This window comes from Paenibacillus anseongensis, assembly GCF_009757995.1.
GTDB classification, from domain to species: domain Bacteria; phylum Bacillota; class Bacilli; order Paenibacillales; family NBRC-103111; genus Paenibacillus_E; species Paenibacillus_E chondroitinus.
In genome coordinates this window covers 49,284-65,452 of record NZ_WSEM01000016.1, presented here as the reverse complement: position 1 = coordinate 65,452, position 16,169 = coordinate 49,284, and the positions used below count along the sequence as shown (strand labels likewise).

The window sequence follows — 16,169 nt, the reverse complement described above, 5'->3', positions numbered from 1 at the left end:
ATTTCCGGTGATACTTGGGGATGTGCGTGTCGTTACGTAAGGAAGAGGCCGTCCAGCAGCCAGCGCAGCTCCCGCTGGGTGAGACATAGCGGAGCCGTGCCGCCAATGGGCCATTGAAACGAGCCACGCTCCAGCCTGCGGTAGTAGAGCCAAAAGCCATTGGTGTCCCAGTGCAGGATTTTGAGCTTATCCCGCCGGCGGTTGCAAAAAACGAACAGCGCGGAAGAAAACGGATTAAGTTCAAATTGCTCCTGAACCATAGACAATGGATTTACGCATGTCGGTAGCGCCGCAAGCTAAATACAAGGAGCAGCGGAGGTGAAACTTAGCATAACGGGGTGAGGGCCGCGATAACGTCGCGAAGCAACTCAGGTTTAAAGCCGGAAGGAACCTCGATCCAGGCCACGCCGACTTGAATACGAAGAGATTCAACGGCATCGGTTTCATAGGAAGAGGTGACAGTAACGGGACGGAAGGTTGCAGAGGATGCAGCCCGCGCTCGTCTTTGATCTTTGTACAACCAATACTTCAATTGATGTAACGTGAGATTCTGATCCGCGCACCATGCTTTCATTGATTTACCGCTGGCTTGATAAGCATTAATTCGTTCCTTCCATAGCACTTGTAAATTCGTATCCATTTTGAATCCATCCTTTCCAATAGCTTGATGGATTCATTGTGATGCATTTTGATCGCTACGAATAGGTGTAATGGGTTTGACGCTTACTTTGAAATGGATATCTAGAGAAACATAATGACCACGAGAACTATAGCGTGCAATAAAAAAAAGCCGCAAGTATGCGGCTGTAAGAATGAAACCTGTTACGAATGACTTTCCCAATCAATTCGACATTGTCGGCTCAGCCAGCTTGCGTCTCAGATGCTCGATGGTGCGCCACCGGGCTACCAGGAAATAAACCAGTTGAATGGCAGCAAATGATGCGAAGATAGCTAGTGAATATCCTGTAATGGAAAATTCCACGAGTCTCTGAAGAGCCACAAATGCAACCGTGCTATGCACGAGTGCTACAATAAGCGGCACAAAGAACATGAGAAGCAGCTGACTCGATATAATTTTGCTGAGCTCTTTGCCGCTTAGTCCTATCTTGGCAATCATGCCGTACTGCTTCTCGTCTCGATCCATGTCTGCGTACAGCCGGAAATATATTGTACCTGCGGCAAACGTGAAGAATACGATACCAACCAGACCGCTGACGATTAAGAGCATGCCATTCTTTTGCTTGGTTGCAACCCATTCCAATGCTAATGAACGCAGGTAATCATCTCGCTCATTGTCATTGTTAATTGTATCGACAAGCTGCTTGGATAGATGAAGAGTCTTCTGCCAGTCCTGTACAGTGTACTGGTAACGTGTGAACGGAGGAGACTCATCACTAACTCCTTTTAGAAGATCGTTATAAAGGTTATCCGTTACAACCAACGTTCCAGCATAACCAATTTCCGCAAGAACAAGATGCGGAACGTATTTGACGATGTGAGGAGTTACTGTCCGGTCTCCTATGGTTAACTCCAATTCACCCGTAGGAGCACCTGATTTCGTATAGTTCTCCTTCTGCCATACGTAGGAAGGCGTAACAAACATCTGCTCGTCACCGCCTAGCGTTTCGGCAGGATAACCGAGATCCTCCGCTAATTGGTTATATTCGCTGAGAGCTGCTATTACATATCCGGTATCCGTACTTATGGCGGTCAGCGGATGTACTTTATAGGCAATTTCCGATTCCTTAAGAGAATCACCGATAAGCTCAAGCTTCTGACGAGTGGCTTCTTCATTGTGGGCTGATGGCGTATAACTGAAAGCGTACGGATTGACCATGGATGCCAATCCAGGGTCGCCTAGCGAAAGTGTTGTTCCGATTCCGGTGAAAGCCATCGCTGAAACAACTGACACGATGAAGAACGTCGCTGCATTGTCACGCATTCGGTATATCAGCTCGGAGAGGGTCAGCATGTTTGTTTTTCTAAAAAATAATTTCCTCCCTCTTAACATTCGCAGTACATATACGCTGGTCTGGGTGAACAGCAAATACGTACCTGCAATCGTCAAGACAACACCCAAGAAAAGCTGCTTAAAGGAAAAATGACTGTTGATCGCAAAATCTAACACGATACCGTATCCGGCAATGAGAAGAAAACAGCCCAGTATAGCCAATCCGATAGAAGCGGCAGGCTCCGGCTTGGGCTTCTCATCCGAAACGATCAGCTCCGAAACCCGCAATCTGCCCGCCATCACGGAGGTTAGTGAAGCGATCACAAGGAACAGAATGCCAAATGCAGCAATGGTCATCAACACTGCCTTTAATGGCACATAGAATCGGAGACCATTTTCAATAACAAGCAGCTGAGCACTGGCAAGTAAAACGAGTTTGGAGAAGATTAGTCCAGCTCCAATACCAAAGATAAGGGCGACCAAGCCGATCCATGCATTCTCGATGAACAGCATTCGGTTAAGCTGCCGCTTCGACATGCCAAGCAAAATCAGAATGCCGAATTCCTTCTTGCGTACCTTCAGAAATGCGCTGACCGAGTAGAGCAGGAAGAAGAAGGAGAACACGAAGATAATGATTTCGGATACCAGAATGCCATATGAGCTGAGCTCACTTATGGTTCCGCTTGATGAGACAAGTCCCCCTTCCAGATCTGGATGAAACATCAGCAGCGCAAATATGAAGAAGATCATAACAGAGAAAGCACTGCTCAGAAAATGCGCCATATAAATCTTCTTGTTGCGCACTACATTATGAATAGCGAATTGGCGAAAATTCATTCTCCGACCCTCCCATCACAGACAGCAGGTCAATGATCTTTTGATAAAAGGCCGCACGGCTGTCTCCGCAGTGGATCTCGTTGTACAAACGGCCGTCTTTAATGAACACTACACGGTCACAATGGCTTGCAGCTGCCGGATCATGCGTGACAAGCAGCATTGTTGTCCCATCTTCCTTATTGCGCTTCTCCAGAATCTCCATAACTCCCTTAGCAGCACGAGAATCCAGGTTGCCGGTCGGTTCATCCGCCAATAACACCTTAGGACGGTGAATGAGCGCTCGGGCGATTGCTGTCCGTTGAGCCTGCCCGCCGGAAATCTCATAGGTGCGCTTGCCCAGAATGGAAGTTATGCCAAGCTTCTCCGCGATCTCTTCTACTCGACGGTTCATATCTGCGATCGGCTGGGCATCCAGTACAAGCGGCATCATAATGTTCTCCTTAACGGTCAGCTTGTGCAGCAGATTATAGGCTTGAAAAACAAAGCCAAGCTCACGGCGTCGGAACAATGCCAGCTGATCATAGCTAAGCTGAAAAGGATTTTCCCCCGCGATCCGTATTTCACCGGATGTCGGACGGTCGATTGTGGATACCATATTGAGCAGAGTGGTCTTCCCGCTGCCGGACGGACCCATAATTCCTACAAATTCTCCTTGGGCTACACTTAAATCGATATTGGCAAGTGCTTCGAACGAAATGGCGCCGGAATAGACTTTCCCAATATTACTTGCGGTTAACAGATTCATTTTATGACCTCCTTGTGATTCCTGATGCCATCAGTGTAACCCCAATTTCCCGCTTACTCCTATTGATCGTCCTTTCAGTAATCTTACAACGATGTAAGATTGTTTCCGAAGATGATGCTGACCGCAGTGCCCTCGCCAACCGCAGATTCCAGCTCAAGCTTCAGCTCAAGACGTTTGGCAACCTCATTAGCCAGAAAAAGTCCCATGCCTGTTGATTCCTTAAATGACCTTCCGTTTGTCCCGGTATAAAACGCTTGAAACACACGCTTCTGGTCGGATTTTGGAATGCCTACGCCTTGATCGCGAATCTCGAGGACATGGACACCATTACGCTTTAATGCGGAAACAGTAACCGTATTACCCTTGCCCGTTGAATATTTAATGGCATTAGATAAAAGCTGCATTACAATAAACCGAAGCCATTTGGCATCGGTTTGCACAATGAAGCCTTCATCGATATTCACTTCGGGATAGACATGGCTTCGAATGAACAATCGCTTATACTCATGTACGGCTTCACTCACGATGTGCCGGAGCGAGACCGCTTCTACACTGAAATCCTGTTCAAACGTCTCCAGCCTTGCAGTGTATAGCATCATCTCGATGCCATGCCGCATCCGGTCGACCTCTTCCGAAATACTTTTGAGGCGCTCATCATCTTCATTATGAGTGATCATCTCGATAACAGATAACGGTGTCTTCATCTGATGCGCCCATTGGTTAATAAAGACCAGATGCTCCCTCTGCTTGCGTTCCCATGACTGAATCTTATTCCTGTAATGACTGTACTGGGTGTCCAACAGGCGGTTGAGCGCCTTTGGCAGCGGCGATGATTCCCGTTGTCCTACCGATTGGCTAAGTGAAGCCAACTGATCCGTCAACCGTGAATAGAAGCTGCGATGTGTCATATATCGGATTAACCCATTGGAAAATCGAACAGAAGAGCAGAGATAGATGCTCGCGCAGAAATAGCTTCATCGTGCTTCCTCATCTGCCCAGACCGGATTCAGGCGGTAACCCGTGCCACGAACCGTCTCGAGTGCATGCTCGATCCCCAGATCAGCAAGCCGTTTACGAATTCTTGTAATATTAACGCTGAGCGTATTGTCATCCACAAAGGTATCATCCCATAGCTTATCCAGAATAACCTCCCGACTGACGATACGGGGACTGCGTTCGATTAACGTTTCCAGCAGCACCGTTTCCTTCTTGCTCATGGCTACAGACTTGCCGTTTAGATGCAGCTCCATACGTTCCGGATAAAGCAGCAGACCAGATAGACGAATTACCCGTTCCTTCACGGCGAAATCCCCATGCGCGCGCCGAAGCTGATTCCGTATCTTCGCCATAACAATCTCGTAGTGGAACGGCTTCGTCATATAGTCGTCCGCCCCGTTCTCCAGTGCCATTAATTGATCCATCTTGCCGTTGCGTGCCGATATAACGATTATCGGGCAAGCCGATACCGCCCGGATCTGACGACACCAATAATAACCGTCATAGCTGGGCAAATTGATATCAAGCAGAACCATGTGAGGCTTACGTGTATGAAATCGATCAAGCACAAGGTCGAAATCATCAACAATAAAGCCGTTATATCCATATTTACGGATATAGTCGAGCAGCATGGATGCGATTTTGTCGTCGTCTTCTACGATCATAATATCGTACATGGTCTCCCCCTAATTATCAAAAAATACCTTAATAATAGTATAATCTTCTGAACGTTATCCACCTATTCCTTCAGCTTTCAAGAATCTTACAACGTTGTAAGCTTAAACGACAGGCTGCCCCATTACAACGAAAAAACCGCGCAATAGCGCGGTCTAATTGGATCTGCATATTTCAACAACTGACCGGTTCACCTTTAGGCGATATCTCCGAGAGTACCTTCAACTCCATCATCTGCAAGCTTGGCAGCCTTCTCAGGATCCTCTTTCATCATCTTAGCGATGCCTTTTAAGTATTGGTCTGTTCTTGCACGTTTTTTATAATTTGTGAGTACTTGTCCATCCTGAAAAACCATGTCCTCCCCAATAATGACACCCACGTAATCAAACTCTAAGCCTTGACAAGTATGAATACAACCTGCCTCGCTTACCGAGTCTTCGTCTATGGCCCAGGTTGCTGTATTAGCAAGATTCCAGCTCATACCAAATTCAAAATCCGACAAATAAATATCTAGATGAGAGGGATCATTTTTGCCCTCGCTTTTCCAATCCCAGCAATAGCCCGCAATTTTTGGCACTCTTACCGCTGCGGTGGGAGCTGTTATTTATGGATACTTCGGCGGATTGATTTACTTCTTTATAGGGTTGCTTGTTGGGAATCTCTATCATTTTTTAAGAGCTCGTTCATCTTCCCTCAGTATTAAGGATTTATCTCACGTAAACTCACTCATTCGCAGGATTTCATCACTTTGGAATACAGCGGCCGTAAGGATATTAAGTTGCAGCGAACGTAAAGTTAACCTTTTTGGTCATACGGGAACAGAGGAACATATGAAATATTTCCCCATATCATACTCTACTGCACGCATACTCCACAATCTCCTGGAGTTTGACCATCCCAAGGCTCTACGGGTCGACGCCCTTACATTCCTTCGTTACACCTATCCAAGGTGTGGAGACCGATAGCGTTTAGCGGATGGGTCTGTGCCCTTATGAAGAACGAACTCGGTCCTCCGTGCTTTCTTTTTTGAAGTCCTGCGAATAAATCAATTTACAATAGTTCGAAGATGTTAGGCAGCGTGAGTATACGGAATGACTGTTTTTTCAGGAGTGAATGACTCCTCGGAATGCACCAAGCCAACTAAGATTCGTGCCAGTTTTCCGAGCAATTTAAATATCGACTTCTGCTTACTCATATGTTTAACTTGCACATTATTCAAATGTAATTGCTTAAATATAGGATTTGTTCCCACTAATGTAAAGTAGCCAGATACAAATATTTTCGGAGTGTGGAATCTCCTCGTTTGGAGAGTATGATCTGGCCCTTTCGCTTTCCAGACATGCTCTCTGCCAAATTTAAACCGGCTTTTCGTAGCAACTGACGACCGTGAACGTACTGCGTCAGATCACCGGCACCAGCCAGAATTGCTGCAATATAGATCGTGCCCAAACCTTTAATGGAACGAAGCTGGCTAGCAATCGGGATCTCACCAAGTAAAGCCGCGATTTCTTGTGCTATTTGGTTCAATATACCGTCTATCCGCTCGTACTCTTCTAGTAAGCGATTCAGATGTTTGGCCTCATACAGCGCTACTGTCTCCCCGACGCTTTGAACCGCTTTAGAGAGTAATTCAGCTGCCTTCTGATAACTGTGGAGCCGCCAGCTCGTTTCATATATTTTCGCTAACCTGTAATAACCTCTGACGTAGATTGACCTTTTAGATCCAACGGAGACGGAAACTCTTTGAGTGTAGCTATGGAGCGTGGACAGGTCCAATCTTTAAACACAGAAGCATACTCAGGGAAACGTATATCCAGCCAGCGGATGATCCGATTCTGCCTCCGAACACTATTTGTGACCCAAAATTCTCGATCATTCATTTGGGTCCGGAGCCTTTGAAAATGAGTCGCTTGCCGAATGTATTCATAATAATAGCCACGACTAACAACATCTGCAATAACAAGGGCATCCTTCGGATCACTCTTGGAAGGACAATTATCTCGGTTCTCCTTGTTTCGTTTCGTCGTTGCTGGATTAACTAAAACGACGTTTAGACCTTTCTGGACAAGCCAGTTAGCTAAACTGTACCAGTAGTGTCCCGTCGGCTCCATGCCAATTATGATATCCTTCAGTCGATGTTTTTGTTGCAAACCTTCCATCCAACGCTGTAATTTTTCAAATCCCTGGATAGTGTTTTTGAATGATAGATGCTGGGTTGTAAGGACAATTCCTCGATAATTTGTAGCTTGAGCTACTTGAGTTTCTTTTGCCATATCAATGCCAACAACTAGATGTGAAGTAGTAATTCGTTCAATACGTTGATTTTTTCCGTCTGATTGCTTAAACTTCATAATAAGAGCGCCTCCTTGATGGTGTTGGGTATCTACCCGTCGACAAACCCATCATACCGAGGCGCTCCTTTTTTGACAAAGCCCATTTCTTAGGCTATACAGGAATGTTTACATGCATCTAAACAACATAGAAAAGTTGTCAGCGCGTCGTAAGCCTAAAGTAAGTGAAAAGTGGAACCTGTTCTTGATTATAATAAATGACACTCGTATAGAATGTTGTCTATTGATCACATTCTAATCGATAAATAGTAGCACCTCTGCCCGATCCATAATGTGGGTTAGGATCCGCGCCTGAGAGACGATACAATTACTTGAACGCAAATGTAATCACAGTGCTTCCATACCTTTGTCTTAAGCTATGGTTACTAAATGCCTTCACCATTCGGTACTTGGTCCCTAGAGATAGCGCCCATTATGGGCGCACTAAAAAATGCCGCCATCCCATGATGGCAGCATTTTTTAGTGTTAGGATGGAGATATCTAGAGATATCACCTCCTACTTTAGCGACTTAGGAGGATTGACATATTCTCCTTTTACCTTAACATCGACCCCATCATCATATACCATCTTCCCCCCGAAATAACCAGTGGACAGCACAAAAATGCAAGTCAACAGAGAGAGGCTTAAATAGATCATCAAAGTTGTTTTTACGAAATTGTCTCTTTCCTTCCATATCATCCACATTCTCCACGCAACCACAATAGAGGCCATCCAAGAAGTGAAATTAGCTAGTAAAGAATGCTTATCCAAATATGCTGTATTTCCGTACGCCATTTCTTCAGGGCCAGTGGCTACGGATAGCCAAGCGCTTAATGCTGCAATTACCCATAAAAGCAGTCCTTTCTTAGCGGAAACGGAACCTGTTCTAGCTGCTGAAATTAAATCAAATACTAATGCTACGGAAATAATTGCGATTGGAAAATGAACCAAAATGGGATGTATATGATCGAATATTTCACTAAACATGTAATCATTTCCTCTCATAAATAATAATTATATATCATTAGTGTTGCTTGGGCGTGCAAGAACAATTTAAGATAAACGTGTGTCGCAATATCTTTCCTTATGTTTAGGATGCGCACTGAATTCAATGTAAACTCTAAGAAATTAATTTAGCAATAATGAAGGCAACGCCAGCCGCCACACTGCCAATCAATGTGGTTTGCCATGCGCTTTTTAATGGGCGGGCTCCTGTGAATTTACCTTTTACTAAACCGAAAATGAATAGCGAAATAATCGTGACAATTACAGATATGATTAAGGCTACATTGGGTTGTTGAATAAAGAGGTAGGGTGATAAAGGAATTATACCGCCAACAATGTAGGAGATCCCTATCGTTAACGAGCTATTACGAGCTCTTTTAGGATCAGGCTCCTCTAAACCAAGCTCATATTTCATCATAAAATCGACCCAACGCTCAGAGTCCCGACTGATTGCATCGACTGCGGAAGTAATGGATTCCTCTGGAATTGCCCATCCACGGAGAACTTCAGCTACTTCCTCCCGTTCACGATCTGGCAATTCGATAATTTCGCGTTGTTCTCGAGCCAACTCGGACAAGTAATGTTCTCTGTCGGTTCGTGCAGCTAAATATCCACCTAGTCCCATCGCAATAGACCCCGCCGCGATTTCTGCTAAACCTGCTATGATCACAAGGTGGGTATTGGAAACAGTTCCTGATAAACCAGCTGCAAGTGCAAAAGGTACAGTTAAACCATCAGCCATACCAATGACAATATCTCGTATTAGGTCTGGTGCTGCGAAATGTTTTTCTACATGCCGATTCTGTTGCATAATGATGTCCCCTCAAAGTTAGTTAAAACTTAGCGTGATATATGAAAATCTTTATCTTCACTTTATAACGGCACACCCTAACGTCATGACGGCAGCATGTATTTTTTCAAAGAAAGTAAGAAAGGGCGTACGTACTTCCTCAACAATGAGGTTCATCTTCATTCCGGATTCTTTATGCCCATGTTTATCACAAATAATTGAATAGGTCCCTAGTTTAGCTGGAGCAGTCAAATCATTCTCTTCAGTTTTTCCTGAATCAACATCCTTATCCAATTTTAAAACATCGTTATTAATATCGTGCTGTACTTTTCCGGAATTAGTTAGGACTGAATAATATGTTTTGCCATAACAAAAAGCCTCCTTTTTCATACTCACACTCTGTTCTACTGCCCTGACTATAAAGATGAATCATGAGAAGAAAAAGAAAATGAACCTACCACCTTCTCTAGGCATAAAATGCATGGTCTATGCGTTTATATGTAGAAAAGATAGGTAAGAACTATCTCGTTGTTCCCTATAAGTTCGGCTCTCAGAAAGGAACTACACGCTCATTTGATTGTTCTTCCTTTACCCAAAATGTATATCGCCAGTATGGAATTACGTTGCCGGGTTCTTCTAAAGAGCAGTCACAAGTAGGTAGTTATATACCACCCAATTAACTAAAACCAGGAGATCTAGTATTCTTCTACTCACCTATTCATCATGTTGGTATATCTATATCGGGAATGGCAAGGTTATGCACAACGGGAATACGAAGGTACATAAAAGAGAAGTTTGAACAAGAAGCCACTCCGTTTCGATTGATGGAGTGGCTTTATTACAACTACACAGATATAAAAACCTTATGTTGAAACATAACTTTGTGCTTAGGTATACCGCCGCGGGGACCATATCACAAATAGGGAGCAATAATGAATAGCCGCTCCACCACGTTCTACTGCCCGTTAGTTTAGTCGCCGTGGCGGTCATCACTTTACAAAAAGATTCTTCATCTAGAATAATCATCACTCCAACCTAAAAGCGTTCACCCAGTAGAGTGAACGCCCTAATAACTTCAAAACTTTTTTTCTTCAACACATGTTATTTATCAGTGTATCAATAAAGGAAGGGATTATCTAATTCGATGCTTCACAGTTTTTGAATCATTTGCAGTGATTATAGCGCAAATGTATTCACTCGCCACCGTAAACCTTGGACTTAGTCCAATGCCCCGTAAATGGCAGCCCGTACTCGAGGATGAATGAAGGGCTCAAGGCTTGGTAGCAGCTGCTGCATGTACACGACGGACAATTCTTCCTTAGGATCGATCAACAAGTAAGAACCGGCTAGACCGGCCCAGCCGAATTCACCGATAGAGCCATTAATGCCGCCGGCTGCAGGATCGGTCATAACACGGACCCCCAAACCATAGCCATAACCACTCATTTGCGGCCAGTTAAAATCCTTGATTTGTTGTGGATTTAAATGATTGGTCGCCATCAAATGAACCGTTTTCGGGCTAAGAATCCGCACCCCGTCCAGCTCCCCGCCCTTCGCCAGCATCTGAGCAAATCGGCTGTAATCGCCGATCGTCGAAAGCAGGCCACCTCCGCCGCTTTCATGACGGCTTCCCGGTTGATAACGGGCGTCAATCCTAGTATTAGGAGTATGCGTGCCGTCTTCTGCACGATCGTACATGGTACATAAACGTTCCCGCTTATCCTCCGATATCCGGAATGAGGTGTCGGTCATTCCCAACGGAGCGAAAATTTCCTTCTGCAGAAACTCTCCGAATGTTTGTCCGGAAAGCACTTCGATCAATGCTGCCAAGACATCGTGGCTTGTACCATACTTCCAGTGTGTGCCGGGATCGAAAGCCAGGGGAACTTCTGCCAACGCTTTGGACAAAGCCTGCATGTCAATGGTCGCTGCAGCATTCTCCATGATTGTACGGGTTTGCCGTTCGGTTTCCGTGCCGTCACCACCGTACGTAAGCCCGGAGGTCATCGTGAAAAGATCCCTGATTCGGATTGGACCCACTGCAGGGGATAAAGACTTGGTACCATATTCGTTATAGCGGTACACCTGCGGATTTTTGAACTCCGTCAGGTATTCCTCCAACGGATCGTTAAGCAGATAAAGTCCTTTCTCATAAAGCATGAGTGCCGCTGCGCAGGTAATCACCTTAGTCATCGAATAGATGCGGTAGATTGTATCCGGAGTGATCTCCTTCTTTCTCTCTAAATCCGCATAACCCAGGGTTTCCTGATAAACAACTTCTCCCCGCCTCACAACAGTACAGGCACAGCCAGCTGGCCCCTTTTCCATGACACTCTTAAGTAGTGGTGTCAATCGTTCATTCAGTCGCTTACTTGGGTTCATTTTCCTATCCCCTCCCAGAAACGTTTTCAACTATAATTATAACATAATCTTCCATAAGAATTAGAGCTCTTGATGTTATTTAACTAGCGTTACCCGTTAATACCCTCCTCGATTTTTTAACCACGTGGCAATCTGTACCGATTACCCATAACTCAATTTCAGACAAAATTAAGAAAGGCTACCGTGTTCGCCTGAACTAGACTCTGTTTATTTTAATGGACCAGTCTAAAACTCAATTCTCAAAAAGTGACTATTTTACAATTCAAAAACCGAGTCAATTCAACGACTCCAGTCTAATTCTTTATTTTCATTGAACAACATTGCCCGAACTGGCACCCGATCTTATTAGCGTATACTTCCGTTGATGTCAGAATCGCCGCTGTCGACATGAGACGTGAGCGTGCCGGTTGTCAAACCTCTCATATCCATTTTGCCCGAATGTCCAATCAAAATTATTGTATCAGCCGACAATTCCGATATGTTCGTATAGCCGTTGTTCGACTCAAGAACGAACGAACTATACTCCTGCTCAGGCAATTCTAGCTTGAGGTTAAGATTGCGAAATGTGCTGCCGATAGAAACTCGGATATCGCTTTCCACGGAAACGTTGACTGCGTCACCGTTCCGATTCAAATTCAATTTAATTTTGTCCACATAATTCTCGCTTGCTTTACCAGTTAAATAGGCTTTAATTTTGCTGGTTGAACCTTCACAATCTGGAAATCAGTGCTTCTGGATTGTACCTTGATATTTCTTACTCCTTCACCTTCAACCGTCTGATTCTGCTCAACCTTCACACCTCCAGGACCGAACATGTTACTAATACTAAACGTCCCTCCTATTCTAATCAATCCGATCACCAGCAAAATGAAAGCGACTATAATTCAATTTCTCTAATCTTTTCTCCTTACATAAAGTAAAAAAGAATGCACCAAAATACAAAACCACACAATAAGGAGCAAACTACATACTATCATTGCTGGAGTAATCGCGGTAATGGAATATCCTTGATAGGTCTGTACAAACATACAACCTATTGCTGATAGCCATAACCAAGCCGCCGTATGGACTATGCGGATAGAACGAGAATAGTCGAGTCTTGATCGTTCCAGAAACCATGCAATTAAGGGAATTGCCTGGAGCCCGTGGAAGCCAAGAAAGTGAATCGTCATAACATTACCGCCTGATCCTGTTATTCTGCTTGATAGAATAATCATCCAGATGCCTGAAGAAAACCCCAGCATAGTGGCAATAAAACCATACCGTATGCCTAGGACTAACAAAGGACGTTCTTGCATTGGTTTTTTGGCAAGAAATTTAATCAGAATGACTACATACAATCCTACAATCGTAAGCGATATAACACCAAACAATATACCAGGTAATTTATTTGTCAAAAAATCACCTTGGCCAAATCGTGGATCCACACCGCGATAGGTCTGAATCACTTCTACCATATAGGCATATAGCACAGTTATGATTAACATCCAACTAAATCTTTTTTGCTCTGTTACACTAAATTTAGCTAGCGGCATCATAAAGAATGTCGTTATTAAAAAGGCTCCCAAGGCAAAATTAAAAGTTATCGGCTTGATCCAATCACCGTAAGGCGGAACATTGTTACCATGAACTAGCATAAAAACCAAACATAATAGCGCTAATAATATCCCAAAGCCTCCTGTTAAAAACAATCCTTTTTCTTTTCTAATCAATATCGTTTTCTGTAATAAACCAATTCCGGTCTCAAGTATGATCATTTCTATCTGCTCCTTTTATCAATTGCTTCAGCTTCAGCTTATCAACTATTAAAAGAAAAGAAATCTGCAATACGATAGATTTATAACAAAAAAAAACACGTACAGTTGTACGTGTTTCCATACTATCTACACAGGTAACATGTAATTAGTCATGCTCAGAATGGGACGATACCCTCTTTAACTGCAAAAATCGCTACCTGCGTCCGATCACGAAATTCCAGTTTGGCAATAACATTCGACACATGATTCTTTACGGTTCCCTCGGTAATGACCAACTCATCTGCTATTTCTTTATTGTTCAATCCTTGGCCTAACAGTTTCAACACCTGTACTTCACGGTCAGATAACAGATTGAGCAGCGCCACTCTTGGGTCCTTGCTTAGAGAAATAGCACCTTCAATTGCATGGTCGCTTTGATGCTTTTTCCTTTCGCTGAGCAAATGGTTTGTGATATCTGGTTGGAAGACCATTCCGCCTAAATAGACTGTGTGAATCGCATTTACGATCGCTTCTGAGGGAATATCCTTTAATAAGTATCCATGAGCGCCTTGGTCCAATGCCGTGAAAATCAATTCACTATCATCGAAAGTAGTCAGTATTAACACCTTTACATCTATAAGATGACTGCGGATTAAGCGAGTCCCTTCTATGCCATCCATTATAGGCATCCGTATATCCATTATAACGACATCTGGCTTTTGGACAATTGCTATTTCATACGCTTCTCTTCCATTCGACGCAGTATCGATAACTTCTATATCTGTTTCTTGTCTGATAATCGTCGATAATCCTTCACGAAAGAGGCGCTGATCGTCTACAACCATCACTCTGATCATTGGGGTTTCCTCTTAAAGGGAATAAGAACATGAATCTTAAAACCTTTCTCTTGAAAAGAGTCAATTTGTAAGGTTCCCCCATGTTCTTGAACTCGCTCTTTCATATTGAGCAATCCAAATTCTGGTGCGAACTCAGATTTACCCGTTCCATTATCCTTAATCATCAATTCGATTTGCTCCTCTGAGCATTGAAGAGTTACCGATGCTTCAGTAGCGTCTCCATGCTTTTTTGCGTTGGTTAAAGATTCTTGTACAATTCGCGATAAGTTCAAACGTAGCGCATCCGGTATAACGGAAAATTCTTGATCAACTTGTACCGTTATTTTCATGTCTGTCATTTCAGCAAATTGCCCCGCTAACCTATCAAGCATTTCCTTGATCGTTCGTTGATTCTCGTCTTCTCGCATATCACGAACGGAAAGCCGAATTTCTTGTAAGGCGGAACGTGCTAGTTCTTCACAATGCAAGAAGCTCATCTTGCTCTGATCCGAATTACTCTCCTGCAGCTTGCGAGCAACCTGCAGTTGCATAAGTAAAGCTGTCAATTTGTGCCCTACGGTATCGTGAATTTCTCTAGCTATCCTTATCCGCTCGCGGTTGACTGATAAAGACTCCGCTTTATGGGAATATTCGATCAACTGCTGGTTAGACTTCTTTAATTCGGCATTCAACAAAGCAGTTTGGCTACGGGCATGCTGGTAATAGCGGATTAATGAGCCTACCAAACTGGCGAATACGACAAAGGTTCCACTTACAAAGTACATAACGATTTGAAATTTTCCAAATTCATGTTGTTCAAGTATAATCTGTATCCCGATATTGAGTGGAACGAAAATAAACCAAACTATGGTAACTGCACGTATTTCTATGTACATGAAAAGAAACAAGCCTACTAAACCTAAAAAAAGCAGATCGGGATAGTCCCCACCCAAATATACGTACCCATAGGGGGCAGTGACCGCGGTATCAACGACTGCTAATGTGAGTACCTGCGTAGTAAGGCTTGCAAAATAATAGAGAAAGTGATTGATAAATAATATCAACATACTGACAATAACAAAAGCCTTTACCCAACCTACAGTATTATTGTTAATAAATAAATACATACAGCTAAGTATGATAAAAAAGCTCAAGCGAAGAATAGATAAAAGTAAATAACTTGACGGGTTATTCAGCTTCTCTACCTTTGAATAGTTTGCCATACAAAATTCACCTCTTGTTGATCATTTGATGTGAATAAAGGATTTTCTGGATGGAATAGCTATTTGGCCAGTCGATTTCTTGCTGAAGCTGGGCAACAAAAAAAGCATAAGCATCCTCATTCATTTTTGAATTAAGTAATTCAGCCCCTCTTAGAATAGCTATCAGCTTCTATTGTCGATTCATTTAACTCATCATACCATTCGTCTTGAATATTATCGTTAACAGGACCTCGGGAATGGGATCAAATTCTTGACACCAGCCAATAACAAGAACTTGATCCCAAAATAAAGAAAGCCGCAAATTTCGCAACTTGTTATGGGACAATGTTTTGACCTCCGACACAAGAAAAATATTTTACTTGTGTCGGATTGTATACCGATAAAAGAAAAACCCACAAAATAGATCGAAACAAACGATTGAACTATTCTGCCAGTTATTTCAATAACAACGGCAGCCATCGTATACCGGCTGCCGTCTCATGTAATGATTGAGCTATAGTTCACCGTTAGTGTAGCGATTTGGACCTATTGGTACGGTTCTCCTTGACAGGTTTACCGGCGAAAAACGAAAGGAGTGCCTCGGCAGCTCCCTTCGTAGAATTTAAGTGATTCTATAGATGTCTTAACTTTTCTGAATTTGCGACCTATAAATCGCTTCGATC

General features: G+C 43.5%; 14 protein-coding genes and 3 pseudogenes. 1 reads left to right on the top strand and 16 read right to left on the bottom strand.

Annotated features, from left to right (window positions below; genetic code table 11):
* Positions 1 to 32: 32 nt before the first annotated feature.
* From tnpB to GON05_RS16535, 11 genes and pseudogenes are all read right to left on the bottom strand, one after another.
* Positions 33 to 260, bottom strand: coding sequence for an IS66 family insertion sequence element accessory protein TnpB (gene tnpB, locus GON05_RS16585; RefSeq protein WP_157320119.1), 228 nt, complete (start codon positions 258 to 260; stop codon positions 33 to 35).
* Between the two features lie 65 nt (positions 261 to 325).
* The gene (gene tnpA / locus GON05_RS16580) at positions 326 to 640 is read right to left on the bottom strand and encodes an IS66 family insertion sequence element accessory protein TnpA (RefSeq protein ID WP_157320118.1); all 315 of its coding nucleotides are present in this window, start codon (positions 638 to 640) and stop codon (positions 326 to 328) included.
* Between the two features lie 201 nt (positions 641 to 841).
* A complete protein-coding gene (locus GON05_RS16575; protein WP_157320117.1) occupies positions 842 to 2,788 on the bottom strand; it encodes an FtsX-like permease family protein in 1,947 nt (648 codons plus the stop codon).
* Positions 2,760 to 3,533, bottom strand: coding sequence for an ABC transporter ATP-binding protein (locus GON05_RS16570; protein ID WP_157320116.1), 774 nt, complete (start codon positions 3,531 to 3,533; stop codon positions 2,760 to 2,762). The genes GON05_RS16575 and GON05_RS16570 overlap by 29 nt, the downstream gene beginning before the upstream one ends.
* A gap of 83 nt (positions 3,534 to 3,616) precedes the next feature.
* A complete protein-coding gene (locus GON05_RS16565) occupies positions 3,617 to 4,441 on the bottom strand; it encodes a sensor histidine kinase (protein WP_157320115.1) in 825 nt (274 codons plus the stop codon).
* Positions 4,442 to 4,507: 66 nt separating this feature from the next.
* Positions 4,508 to 5,206 (bottom strand): response regulator transcription factor, encoded by a 699-nt coding sequence (locus tag GON05_RS16560; protein ID WP_157320114.1) that lies wholly within the window; start codon positions 5,204 to 5,206, stop codon positions 4,508 to 4,510.
* A 212-nt stretch (positions 5,207 to 5,418) separates the two neighbouring features.
* Positions 5,419 to 5,772: pseudogene (locus tag GON05_RS16555) on the bottom strand (DNA/RNA helicase domain-containing protein); the annotation flags it as partial.
* A 501-nt stretch (positions 5,773 to 6,273) separates the two neighbouring features.
* Positions 6,274 to 7,555: pseudogene (locus GON05_RS16550) on the bottom strand (IS110 family RNA-guided transposase).
* A 496-nt stretch (positions 7,556 to 8,051) separates the two neighbouring features.
* A complete protein-coding gene (locus tag GON05_RS16545; protein ID WP_157320113.1) occupies positions 8,052 to 8,522 on the bottom strand; it encodes a DUF2231 domain-containing protein in 471 nt (156 codons plus the stop codon).
* A 133-nt stretch (positions 8,523 to 8,655) separates the two neighbouring features.
* Positions 8,656 to 9,351 (bottom strand): VIT1/CCC1 transporter family protein, encoded by a 696-nt coding sequence (locus tag GON05_RS16540; RefSeq protein ID WP_157320112.1) that lies wholly within the window; start codon positions 9,349 to 9,351, stop codon positions 8,656 to 8,658.
* A 57-nt stretch (positions 9,352 to 9,408) separates the two neighbouring features.
* On the bottom strand, positions 9,409 to 9,720 hold the full coding sequence (locus GON05_RS16535; RefSeq protein WP_246239290.1) for a sulfocyanin-like copper-binding protein: 312 nt from the start codon (positions 9,718 to 9,720) through the stop codon (positions 9,409 to 9,411).
* 122 nt (positions 9,721 to 9,842) lie between these two features.
* Between GON05_RS16535 and GON05_RS39335 the strand changes: the two are divergent.
* A pseudogene (locus GON05_RS39335) lies at positions 9,843 to 10,093 on the top strand (C40 family peptidase); the annotation flags it as partial.
* 455 nt (positions 10,094 to 10,548) lie between these two features.
* On the opposite strand, the gene GON05_RS16525 reads toward GON05_RS39335, so the two are convergent.
* From GON05_RS16525 to GON05_RS16505, 5 genes are all read right to left on the bottom strand, one after another.
* Positions 10,549 to 11,712, bottom strand: coding sequence for a serine hydrolase domain-containing protein (locus GON05_RS16525; RefSeq protein WP_157320110.1), 1,164 nt, complete (start codon positions 11,710 to 11,712; stop codon positions 10,549 to 10,551).
* Between the two features lie 345 nt (positions 11,713 to 12,057).
* Positions 12,058 to 12,351 (bottom strand): hypothetical protein, encoded by a 294-nt coding sequence (locus tag GON05_RS16520; RefSeq protein WP_221435243.1) that lies wholly within the window; start codon positions 12,349 to 12,351, stop codon positions 12,058 to 12,060.
* Positions 12,352 to 12,605: 254 nt separating this feature from the next.
* Positions 12,606 to 13,469 (bottom strand): hypothetical protein, encoded by an 864-nt coding sequence (locus tag GON05_RS16515; RefSeq protein WP_157320108.1) that lies wholly within the window; start codon positions 13,467 to 13,469, stop codon positions 12,606 to 12,608.
* A 155-nt stretch (positions 13,470 to 13,624) separates the two neighbouring features.
* Positions 13,625 to 14,305, bottom strand: a complete 681-nt coding sequence (locus GON05_RS16510; RefSeq protein ID WP_157320107.1) for a response regulator — start codon at positions 14,303 to 14,305, stop codon at positions 13,625 to 13,627.
* Positions 14,302 to 15,507, bottom strand: coding sequence for a sensor histidine kinase (locus GON05_RS16505; protein WP_157320106.1), 1,206 nt, complete (start codon positions 15,505 to 15,507; stop codon positions 14,302 to 14,304). Before GON05_RS16505 ends, GON05_RS16510 begins: the two co-directional genes overlap by 4 nt.
* Positions 15,508 to 16,169 lie beyond the last annotated feature (662 nt).